The 10,984-nt window shown below is 69.7% G+C and carries 7 protein-coding genes; 2 read left to right on the top strand and 5 right to left on the bottom strand.

Going from position 1 to position 10,984, the window contains the following annotated elements; genetic code table 11:
* The first annotated feature begins 372 nt into the window (after positions 1 to 372).
* Positions 373 to 1,470: a hypothetical protein gene (locus tag Vau01_RS62375; protein ID WP_204015033.1), complete on the top strand. Its 1,098-nt coding sequence runs from the start codon at positions 373 to 375 to the stop codon at positions 1,468 to 1,470.
* 284 nt (positions 1,471 to 1,754) lie between these two features.
* Here the strand turns inward: Vau01_RS62375 and imuA' are convergent, their stop codons facing one another.
* The 5 genes from imuA' to Vau01_RS62350 form a co-directional block, all read right to left on the bottom strand.
* Complete coding sequence (gene imuA' / locus Vau01_RS62370; RefSeq protein ID WP_204015030.1) at positions 1,755 to 2,435, bottom strand: DnaE2-dependent mutagenesis accessory factor ImuA'; 681 nt, start codon at positions 2,433 to 2,435, stop codon at positions 1,755 to 1,757.
* Positions 2,436 to 2,668: 233 nt separating this feature from the next.
* A complete protein-coding gene (locus Vau01_RS62365) occupies positions 2,669 to 4,681 on the bottom strand; it encodes a TniQ family protein (RefSeq protein ID WP_204015027.1) in 2,013 nt (670 codons plus the stop codon).
* Entirely contained in the window at positions 4,678 to 5,703 is a 1,026-nt protein-coding gene (locus Vau01_RS62360) for an AAA family ATPase (protein ID WP_204015024.1), read from the bottom strand. The genes Vau01_RS62365 and Vau01_RS62360 overlap by 4 nt, the downstream gene beginning before the upstream one ends.
* A 230-nt stretch (positions 5,704 to 5,933) precedes the next feature.
* The gene (locus tag Vau01_RS62355; protein ID WP_204015022.1) at positions 5,934 to 8,045 is read right to left on the bottom strand and encodes a COG3415 family protein; all 2,112 of its coding nucleotides are present in this window, start codon (positions 8,043 to 8,045) and stop codon (positions 5,934 to 5,936) included.
* Complete coding sequence (locus Vau01_RS62350) at positions 8,042 to 8,830, bottom strand: TnsA-like heteromeric transposase endonuclease subunit (RefSeq protein WP_204015011.1); 789 nt, start codon at positions 8,828 to 8,830, stop codon at positions 8,042 to 8,044. Before Vau01_RS62350 ends, Vau01_RS62355 begins: the two co-directional genes overlap by 4 nt.
* A 524-nt stretch (positions 8,831 to 9,354) precedes the next feature.
* On the opposite strand from Vau01_RS62350, the gene Vau01_RS62345 reads away from it, so the two are divergent.
* On the top strand, positions 9,355 to 10,984 hold a 1,630-nt coding region (locus Vau01_RS62345; RefSeq protein ID WP_204015009.1), incomplete at its 3' end, for a helix-turn-helix domain-containing protein.

Raw genomic sequence — 10,984 nt, 5'->3', positions numbered from 1 at the left:
GCGAGCTACGCGTCCGCACGGCTGCACCGCGGCTCCGACTCTCGGGTCGTTCTATCTTCGGCCGGCACCGCTTCGGAGCGGGCCGTTCCACCCGCACGGCGTCGAGGTGCTTGGTGCAGCGTGGCGTTACGCGCCGATGACAGTAATAGCGGCGACGACGCTACCGGCACGGTCGCGACAAACGCCGCCGCGACCTAGGCGATGACGACCCCAGGACGGGCGATGAGACATGGGTGGAGGGTCTAGTGTCTCGAGCCGTCCGTCGCCTTATCGACACTTGATAATCACGCGTAACGGTTCGAGACGACACTGGTAAGGCTACCTCTCGCGCCAGATCTGTCAGCCCGCCGTGACAGCGACGGAGGTCGTTCCATGCCCGAGGATCCTGCTGCCCTCCATGTCGTCGGTGTCACCGGCACCGGCCGATTGATCCACACGACACGCACGCCAGGTGCATGGACGCCGTTTGTCGACGTGTTCGGGCCAGCCGCCGCCGATCAACCGCAGCTTCAGGGGAACGTCACCGAGGTGGCGGCGGCGCGTGCCGTCAACCTGCTGGGCGGCGCACCGGCCGCGCCCGTCTTCCCGGAGGCGCTCATCGTCGCTGTACTGGTGTCTACGCAACCGCGGCCGCTGTTCTTCTACCGGTACGCCGACACAGGACAATGGCTTCCGATGGGGACGGTCAACGCGATTGCCGGGACCCGCCGGCTCGCAATAACATGCGCCAACGGCTACCCATCGGTCTTCGGCGGCCCGATGTTCGATCCGGTCGCCCGCCTGCATCTGGCATGGATCGGAGCGGCTGGCCAGCTCATCGTCACCTCGTCGCCCGTCGTCGCGCCCGGTGTGACCGGCCCAGTGGTCGATGTGGAGGACAGCAGCGGGATCACTCGGGGCGCCTTCCGGGTGCCGGCACTGGCCGGCTTCGCCGCCTCTGATCAGGTCACCAGCGCCAAGCTGAGCGGGATCACCGCAGACGGCCACCTCTACGAGTCGATCGTCAAATCGGACGGTGGAGTCGAGGTCCTGCAGGATGTCGAGACGGCCGGCGCCGGCAACGCCGGCGAACTCGTCGACATCGCGCTGGCTGTCGCGACCCGCGGGGACGGCCTGGAGTACTACGGCGCTGTGACCGGCGACCGGCGTGTCCTGCTCGCGACCCGGCACCCGGTGACCGGCACGTGGACGACGTGGCGCAACCTGGAGGAGGCGGATTTTGCCATCATCGGCAACGGCGTCTTCATTCCGTACCGGGACATCTTCGATTTCGGCACCTTCGAACGGCTGGCGCTTGCGACCACGACCGAGGGACTGCACGTCCTCGGCGTATCCAGCAATGGCCATTTGTTCCACCAGCTACAGCCTTCCTCCGTCACGCACCCGAGCCGGGGTCAGGAATTCCGTGATGTGGAAACCATCGGTGTGGGCGCCGACGCTGGCGAGTTCGTCGCTATAGCCGCCGCATAAGCCACAACGTCGCAAGGGTGACCGCGCACCGCCACACACCCCGCATCCGCTTAGCTGCCGCCTTCCTCCCGGCCGGAGAACAGGTACCCGCGTGCCGACCGAGCGCGCGCCCTGTTCGCAAACATGGAACGGCGTCGACCCGCGGTCAGGCCTGACCGAAGCCGACCTCGCAGCAGCGGCCGAGTGGCTTTACGAGTACAAACGCGACCTGTCGCACCGGCCGGAACCTCTCCTGCCACAGATCAAGCCCTGGCCCCACCACGGCAGCGCCGGTGGCCGTCCCGTCACCCGCTCGACCGCTGGGCGACTGACTGAGGTGGCAACGCCATCGCTGCCCGACGTGGCCGTTCAGCCCGCCCGCGACCGACCGCCTCGACGACGGCCTCCTGCAACCGGAGCCGCCCACGACCGCGGCCGACGCCACGCCACCGACGCTCAACCACCTTCAGCGTCAGATCGGATCCCGGCCAGGGCCCGGTAGGGATCAACACGCAGCCCCGCTGACGGGTCCTCGCCATCAGCGAGCTCGCCAGCCGGGCGGGGATACCGGCCGGAGGCGCGACGATCACCATGTCGAACCCGTCGATCAGCGCCGCCACAACCTCGGCCCATCGATCACCGGGCTGCGGAACCAACGCTAGCCGCGCGAGATCGATGCCGTACTCCGGCGCGGCAGCAACGCCGAGCTCGGGCGCACCGACGATGGCGGCCCAAGCCCCCTTCGCCATCGGTTCTGCCAGCAGCGCGAACAGCAGGCTCGTCGCACCGGACGCGACAACGGTCGCACCCCGTTTGAGGCCGCCGGGCCAGGCCAGAGAAACGAGCTGGAGCAGCTCGCTGGCCAACGGCATCACCCGGACGTCGTCCGGCTCGTCCAACGCCGTCGTGCTGGCACGCTCCACGACGCGTGTCATCGCGGTCGTGCGTTGCCGGCGGTGACCCGTGGCCGTCACCTCGGCCAGCACCCGGGCCATCGTCACCCGAGTCGATCCGGCCTCTGCCCGTCCACGTGCTCGGTGGGTGGGCTGCAGGGTCATCGCCCCTCGCCGCTGCCACCGACACGACGGTCCCCTCCCGTATGTGCTGCCAAGGGGAAGTGCAGCCGTCGTACGTACGTTCGATTCAGATTAAGGCCGGGAGGGTCGCCCTCGCTAGTCCGACTGTGACTTTGCGCGATAGTTGGCGAAGCCTTTGCGCGTTAGTTGGCGGAGATCCTGTGGTCGTCGATTGCCGTGGCGAGTTCGGTGAGGTGAGGGATGAGCGCTGCGCGGAGCTCCCAATAGTGCTGGCCGGGTTTGCCGTTGCGAAGGCGCCACCATGCGCGGTCGATGGATAGGCCCCGGTCGGTGGTGGTCCCGGGAATGGCGCCGGGCGAGTGGTGGCGCTGGGGTGCGTAGCGGTGCTCGCCTTGGGTGACCTCGATCCAGGCCAAGGCGGTGGCGGTAATGCGTTTGCGGTCGCTCCAGTCGCTGTGCGGAACTTGCGCGCCGCGTTGAGTGCGCTGGAGTTCGGCGCTGATCGTGTGCCAGAGGTCGGTGTTGATCGTCCAGGTGGCCATGACTCGTCGGCGCTGTCGGTAGTCGATGAGTTCGCAGGTCTCGAGAAGGTCGGTGAGCGCTTGAAGGGCGGTGTCGAAGCGGCGGCGGTTGACGGGATCGGCGGCCCGCCAGCGGTTGACGATGCGCATGGCGTAGTCGCCGGCGTCTGATGGCAGGCCGAGCTGCACCGCGGCGCGACCGTAGCTGAGGTAGCCGCTTCGCGAGACGAGGGTGCAGGCTGCGGCTCGCCGCAGCATCCGCTGATCGACGCCGGCGAGGTGGAGATGGACGGCGGCCCAGGTGTCGGTGAGGAATGCCGGGATGTGTTGGGGGCCGAATCGGTATGGGGCCAGCGGTCGGGTGGGATTGACGGTCGTGACCGGCGTCGGTGGTTTGACGGCCGGCCGGTGAAGCCGGGGTTGTCGCGGCGTGCGGGCTTTCCGCGCTCTCAGGGGCGGCGCGGCTGCGCGGCGGGCGCCGCGCCGGTGCGCACTGACGGGGACTGCGATGGCTGCGCGGAGGCCGGGTGAGCAGTGCGGTTCGGCGGTGAAGAAGTGGGACGTCCAGACGGTGACGTCCGGGTGGTCGAGCAGACTCGCAAGGATCTCGGTGGCGGATGGGCTGGCGCTGAGCCGGTGCAGCAGAAGCATCAGGGCGGCGCTGGCGAGGCTGTCGGTGGGTGGCTGGTCGAAGATGACGTGGCGCTGGAGGTGTTTGCCGGTGACGCGCATATCGGCGACGACTTGATGGCGCCTGGTCGCGTGGCGGTCCAGTGCATCCCGCAGGAGGCGGTCGGTCAGGAGCGGCGCTGCGACCGGCCAGGTGAGGGTGGTGAGGCTGGCCAGCAGTCGGAGATCGGTGAAAAACTGCGCCACCGTAGCTGACTCGCCGAAGGCACTGGATGTGCCCGGTTCGGACGGGTCGAGCAGGGTTGAGATGTTCTGCTGCGCTCGGAGGACTTGACGGCTTTCAAGATCGGCCACCGTGAGGTCAGCGGCGTGGGGGTCAGGTTCGCGGTCGAGACGGTTGCCGCACAGATTCGGAGTCCTGAATCGCCCGCTGATGCGGTTACGACATTGGGCCGGATGGAGCCCGGGAACGGTCGGCGTTGGCACGGGTTGGTTGGCTTCGTGGTGGGCGGGGCGCTGGCAGCTGGGGCAGTCCCGTGCGAGGAGCCGCCGGTGGGTGAGGCAGGCGAAGATGACGGGGAGATGCCATCGGCGTTGCCACGCACCGCCGTGCAGGTTCTGCACCGTGCTGCCGTCCCCGGCAAGGCATGGCGGGCAGTAGCGGATCGCGCGGCCGAAAACCCATGGGTCGTTGGCGACGGACTCGGGTTGGCGGGTGCGTCCAAGGAACTGGGCGCTGAGCGGGGCGTAGCGGTCGGCAAGGGCAGCGACGCACAGGTCGGCGACCTCGTCGGGATGGAGCCGGGTTGCGGCAGCGAACCGGGCCTGGGCGGCCGGGTCGAGGTAGATGCGCCGGCCTAAATTGGGTTTGACCTGGTGGGGCTCGGTGAGACCCGTGAGTTCAGCGATCCGGGCCGGGGTGCGGTCGAGACGGTGGGCCAAGCGCAGGACGAAGCCGGGCAGGGCCTCGTCCGGCAGCGGGTCGAGGCTGCGAGGCAGCGGCCGGCGGGTCTCCCGCTGGCCGGTCCGGCGGCGGCTGATCATGCGATTGCTGTGGTTGCGGCTGCTGTGGTCGGGGTTTGTTCGTCGAAGACGGTGTTGCGGCCTTTGCGCGCAGTGCGGTCGCCGGTGGGAATGGCGGGCCGCTCGTCGACGAGGTGCGTGGCGGGAAGGTTGCCGAGGTTAATGTCGAGGCCGTCGAGCTGGTCCGTGGTAAGTCGTTCGGCGCCAGTGTCGATCGCGTCGGTGCAGCCGTCTTCGATGAGCCGTTCGAGGAGTCCGACGATCCCCGCGGTGCGTCGGAAGAGGTACTCGGGCATGGTGCCGGTGGTCAGCATTCCGGGCGTCCGGTCGAGCAGACGCAGCTGTTGCTCGACGCCGGCCAGGTGTGCAGTCCAGGCCGTCTTCGCTTTCGGGGTGTCGAAGCTGAACGGGTCGAGGTGGACCAGGTCGAAGCGGCGTTCGGTCTGGGTAGCGGCCTCGTCGTTGTAGCTCTTGCCGCGTCCGGCCGGTGGGTTGAGCAGCACACCGGTGCGCGGGTCGCGACGGCCTTCGCGCAGCAGCCCGGAGCCAGGAATGCCCACGCCGATGAGCACGAGCGTGACGTTCATCGACATGAGGCTGCGTAGCAGGTCGAGGGCATCCTGGTCAGCTTCGCGGTGCATCTTGAGGCGGGTGATGTCATCGAGGATGAGCACCGTCGTGCCGTGATCGCGCAGCGCGGCACGGACCTGCTGGACCAGCTGCGGCAGGGTCATCTTGGCGTGGTCGGCGCCGTAGAAATCCAGGACGGCCTCGCAGATCCCTTTCGGTGTCGCGGTCACCGGGGTCTGGGCGTAGGCGACCGGCGCGTGCAGGTCCCGCGTTCCAGGCACCGCATCCGGGTTGAGCTGCGCGTGCAGGTCCAACCACTGGTCCTCGAACGAGGCGGCGACCTCGCACGCGGTTTCGGTCTTGCCCTGGTAGCCACCGCCGTTGATCATCACGCCGGCGCGGGTGGTCGGCTGCCGCTTCAAGGCGTTGGCCGAGATCCGGGCGCCGAGCAGCCGCGTCACCGCAACGCTCATCGGCGTCTCCTGGAACGCCAGGTTGGCGTGGGTGGCCGCCCGGTGCAGGTCGTGCAGCCCCCGGGCCCGCGGGCTGAGCAGCCGATAAGCGGCCAGGTCGAGGTCCGGCGCGGCGACGAACGCATGCCGGGTCACCCGCCACCGGGCCCAGCCCTCCGCGGTCTCCCGGTCGGCGGTGACGCCGGAAAGGACGAACGGCGTGACCCTCGCTGGACCGGCGGGACCCGGGTTCATGACTGGCCGCCTGCGGCCCTGCCGCCAGCGGGTGGCATCTCGGTTGCTGCGTTGTCGTCGGCGAGCAGGAACAGGCTGCGCCGCCGGTAGCGGTCCCCGAGTCGGGGCGGGACAACCAGCGGCTCGGCGGGCTGAGCCCGCCGCCGCCCGCTGCTGCCGCCCTCGCTCGGCGCGGTCCGCCGCTGCACCGACACCGCGACGATCGGCGGGATCGGGTCAGCGGGTTGGTCCCGGGCGGCGTCGCTGGTGCGGGTGGCTTCCCGCGCCCGGTCGGTGCGCTGCTGCTTGGGCAGCCGTTTGGGTAGCTGGGTCGGCCATGCGGGCACCGGGAGTCGGGCGGCGATCAGTTGCAGCAGCACCGGCAGCAGCTCGAGGTCGTCGCGGGGTTTCAACCCACACCGAGCCGCCTCGCGCAACATGTCCTGGACCCGGGCGTCGGAGAACGCCGGGACGTCACCGTCGGATGGCAGCCCGGTCCACCGCAGCCGATGCCACGTCATCGAGCCGGGAGCGAACTGGCCGGCCCGGTCGGTTTGGTCAGTGGGTGCGGGGTCGGCGAAGTAGACGTGTCGGCAGTCGCGGGGGTCGCGGTGGATTGCCCAGGTGCCGCGGTGCCGGCCGCCGCGGCTGGACAGTGTCCCGCGGTGTGGGTCGAGAGCAGGCCCGTCGTACCAGAGTCCGCGGATCTTCACGCCCCGCCGGCCGTGGATCTTCACGTGGTGGACCGGCAGCAACTGGTAGTACAACTCCGGGTCGGGCACCTGCACCGCGAACCCGTGCTGGGCGAGGGACGCGGCGAACAGGGTATTCGGGCTGTGCCGGCCGCCGGGGTCCCAGGACGGGGCGTGCTCGCCGAGTTCGCGACGCTGCCACAGCCCGACGATCCACGTCGCGAGCAGGTGCTCCATCTCATCCATCGTGTAGACGGCGTCGGTCTGCGGGTCGGCGCCGCGGTCGGCGACGTCGACGCCGGTATAGCCGAGCAGCAGCTCCAGCAGCAGGCTGCGGATCGCGCCGAACGCCCGCTCGACAGTCTGTTTATCGGTCGGGCGCAGCACCCGGGCAGGCAGGATGTTGCAGCCGAGCACCCGCTGCACCTCGACCAGGTGATGGTTCTTGTAGACCGCACCGTGATCGGTCGTCACCGTCCCCGGCGCGAAGAACGGCATGCCGGCGACCGGATACCCGGCCAGCTGCTCGACGACCTCCGCCGGGATGCCCGGATACGCCCAACGAATCTCCGGCCCCCAGCCAGGTCGCATCGGGGTGGGGGTCATCACCTCTCGCAGCAACATCGCCACGTCCATCCCGGTGTCGCTGAGCAGCGTGAGCCGGAATCCGACCAGCGACCTGGTGTAGACGTCCATGGCGAGGGTCAGGTGCACCGACACCGGATCGCCGAACACGCCGTCACGCACCTGCACCGGCAGCACTGTCGTGTCGAGGGCCACCACCTGGCCCGGCCGGTGCACCACGACCCGCGCCGCGGCGGGATCGGTCGCGGCGGCGGAGCGGACATACCGCTGCCGGGCGCGGCCGGCGCCGAACCAGTCGAACCACACCTGCCGCAACGTCGTGTGATGCGGCACCGCAACGTCCGGGCCGAACCGTTCCGCGACGTACTGGCGGATCAGCCGCTCACGCGTCGTCATCGAGATCCGGGACCGGTGCACCGTTTCGGCGTGCACCGCCCGGATCGCCTCGGCAACGCGCTGATCAACGCTCGGGTGCCCGCCGCTGAGCCGGACTAGCCGTCGGTCGATCAACCCCGCGGTTCCGTCCCGGCGCCACGCGGCGGCCATCCGCTCCAGCGTCCGTTCACTGACCTGCCCCAACCCGAGCAACCGGGCCTGCGCACCGAGCGCGCGCAACTCTGCGACCTTCGCGCGGCGCCGCTGGCCCAGCGTCGTGGACGCCGGGTCGTAGCCTGGCCGTGGCTCGCCAGGCTCAGCCGCCAGTACGGTCCCGGCACGGAAGCCGGTCTCGACCTCCAGCAGATGCGCTTGCCGCAGCCGCACCAGGTCCTGCTGCGCGGGACCGAGATCCGCCAGGTTCACCGGCTGACGACGCACCTCGCCCACCTCGGGCGACTCGTCCACCTCGCTCAACCGGCCATCACCGCCGGGCCGACGGGCGCCGCGGTCCGCACGAGCGTCGCATCGCCGAGCGGCCGGCTCAGATCGACCTCCAAGCGCCGGTGCCACAACAGGTGCAGCGCATGCGCACGGCCGATTGCCGGGACCGAGGTCGCCGTGGCCAGCGCAGAGAACCGCATCGGTCGAGCTGCGGCGGCGGTGAGCAGCTGCGCCTGCATGCCGAGCGGATCGTCCAGCGGCCGGCGCTGCGCGGACAACGCCTCCACCCCGGCCAACACGTTCGGCCGCCAGCCGGTCACCACCGCGTAACGCCATCCGACCTCAGTTGCGACCCGCGCCGCCGCCGCGAACCCTGCCATATCCTTCACGCTGACTCGGTCCGCGGGGCGCACGTCGAACAACCACACCCCGCAGCGGGTCACGGCGAGCACGTCCGGCACATGATCCCGACGCTGACCGCCGACGGTGAACCGCAGCCGAAACGGCTGGCCCAGCACCTGCACCACCACCTCGCCGGCGAAGTCCAGGGCCAACAGCAGGCGCTGCTCGGCCAAGCTCTCGAAACCGTGGTGCCGGCCGGTGCTCACCATGAACTGCAGCCCCGGCCGGTGCCGTTGCCGCGCGCTCCACGCGAAGCGGCGCACCGGCCGCATCACCGCCAGCGGCATCGCACCCAGATCCCGCACCGAGCAGCTCACGACGCCCTCGTTCGTGCGCCAGGCCACCGTCCAGCCCCTGACCCCACCCGCCGCCGGCGGCGTGACGGCAAGATCGAGCCCGACGAACAGCTCTTCCACCGAACACCCGGCAGACCACGTTGGGCCGGATTCAGCCGTCGACGCCGCCGCATCCTGGACGTCTGAGCTGGCTTGACGCATCGCAGCATCGAAGCACAACGCTGAAGCGGGTCGCGCATGGCCCCCGCTCGATGCGAGCCGGGCTCACGAGGCCGTTCAACTGCGCTGATCAGCCGTACGAGCTAAGCCGGGCCGGGGCCGCTGACAGAGCAGCGACGCGCCTGGGCTCGAGCCTGGTCGACCGGTGGTTGCGGCATTCCTCCCACGACTCGGTCCGGTGGCATCCGGTTTGACGGGGGTTCGGTCGGTCCGAAGAGCGCGACAGCACGGCCCGATGCCATTGAGGCAACCCGCGAGAGCGGCTGTCCATGTGGCCGTCCAAGAGGAGTCGCGTCGCAGATCGCACACACGGGGTGGCACGGCTGCTGTTGGGCTGGCCTAGGGTGCGAGGCGAGGTAGCGGTGGCCGTGGCTGGTGTCCAGGGATGTTGGTCAACGCCGCCGGGCGGTGAGCGGAGGGTTGCGATGGCGGTGGGCTCGGGTGCGGCGCAGGAACCGGACTTCGCCGCGCTGGTCGCCGAGCTGGCCGCGTTTCGTGACGTCCGGCTGCACGGCCAGCCGTCGAACCGGGCCCTGGCCAAGGCTGCCGGAGTCAGCCCGTCCACGATCGGGGACTGGCTGCGCGGTACCTATTTCCCGCAGCAGATCGATCCGTTGCTGGCCCTCGTCAATGCTGTGCGGCTACGGGCTGACCAGGCAGGACTGGCCAGCGACGGTGAGATCGCTGCGCTGCTGGAGCCGCAGCGATGGCTGAACGCCTACCAGGCCGAGGCCCGCCGACGCGCCGACCTCACCCGCGGCGCGTTCGTGGCCGAACAGGGCCGGGCAGCGCTCATCGACCGCGCCGCCTTCGCCGAGATCATCGGACTTGCCGCCGCTGACGCCTTGGCCGACTGGGCAAAGGCGCGCAATCTCACGGTCGAAATAGCGGAACCCCGGCTGGTGTCCCGTGGCTACACCGGGTCAAGCTTTGTGTTGGTGATCGTCCTCCAATCCAGCCGGCCGGCCAGGCGGCTGATCCTCCGGCTGCACCCGGAGGGTTGGCCCCCACCCGTCCGCGAAGTTGGGTTCATGGATGAGTACCGCGTGCGGATGGCCTTCGATCCGATCGCGATGTCAGGCGGCGGTTTCCTCGTGTTCGAGGACATTGATCCGACCGACGGCACGGTCGAGACTCTCGCGCAGGTACCAGATCGTCACCTTCCGCAGGCGTGCGCAGCGTTGATCCGAGTCCTGCTGCGGCCCCAGCGCGTTGACACGACTTCGGCCATGAGCTTCATCAGCCTCGAATTGGGCGACCGTTTCCAGCCGCCCACAGGGACAGGCGACGCACTTTGGATCACCACAGACGAGGATCCGGGACCACCGCTGCCCAACCCGGCCCTCATGGCCCGCGGTCGCACAGGCTCGCAGATCACATTCCACGCCACCTTCGGCGCGGCATGCGGTGACCTCTATCCGGGGAATGTGCTTTTGCCAACCGGCAGCGATCCCCGCCGATTCGAGCGGTTCCGGCTGATCGATCTGGCGGCGTACACGCCCGACGCCCCCTTGACGCGGGACCCAGTAGATCTGATCCTCGCGCTGGCCACTGACGCCCTCGGATCCTCGTCGTCCGCGGGCCGCGACGCACTGCTGGAGGCCGTGCTGCGGCCAGACCAGGCGGTGGCCGCGCCGCCATCCGCTGCGGCCATCGGGGCGATCTATCGGGCTGGCCTTGAGATTTTCAAGGCCAACGGCGTCGGCGACGACTGGCGATCGCAGTACCTGCTGTCCGTGCTGGCCCGGGCGCTGCGCCGAGGCGGCTGGTGGTTCTTCCGCCTCGCAGCGCACGCCGGACGAATGTTCCTTGAGCACCATCAGTCGTACGAGCCGGGCCCCGCGCACCATTTCCGCGAGTCGGAGACCTCTTTCGCATACAATGGTTCGCCGACCGTCGACTCCGCCGGTTCACTTTTCGCCCACACCGCCCAGGTGCACGCGTTGACGGCGGTGTCCGGCCCGGACGGACGCACCCTGCTCGCCTCCGCCGGCGAGACGGTGCGACTGTGGGACCCGGTCACCGGCGCCGCGGTCGGTCTGCCACTCACCGGCG

Source organism: Virgisporangium aurantiacum, assembly GCF_016863635.1.
In the GTDB taxonomy this organism is placed as follows: domain Bacteria; phylum Actinomycetota; class Actinomycetes; order Mycobacteriales; family Micromonosporaceae; genus Virgisporangium; species Virgisporangium aurantiacum.
The sequence above is the reverse complement of the archived record's forward strand: the minus strand, read 5'-3'. Positions and strand labels throughout refer to the sequence as shown.